Here is a 216-nt window from a genome sequence, read left to right on the forward strand (position 1 = left end):
TGATTCAGATGGAATAGCAACAGTTTGTGATTTAGATGATGATGGCGATGGAAATCCAGATACTACGGATCCAAATCCAACAACGACTACAGTTGCCGATGATACAGCTACAGTAGCTTCAGGAAATCCAGTAACTACGAATGTTTTATCGAATGATGATTATTTAGGCGATACAGATCCAGCAAAACAGGCAGGAACTACCACTACTTTAACTCA

At 39.8% G+C, this 216-nt stretch carries 1 protein-coding gene; it reads left to right on the forward strand.

Annotation, left to right across the window (positions count from 1 at the left end; genetic code table 11):
- Positions 1-216 (forward strand): hypothetical protein (locus Q1A46_RS20870; protein WP_299683598.1); only part of this gene is annotated, 216 nt, incomplete at both ends.

This window comes from uncultured Tenacibaculum sp. (assembly GCF_947502995.1).
Taxonomy (GTDB): domain Bacteria; phylum Bacteroidota; class Bacteroidia; order Flavobacteriales; family Flavobacteriaceae; genus Polaribacter.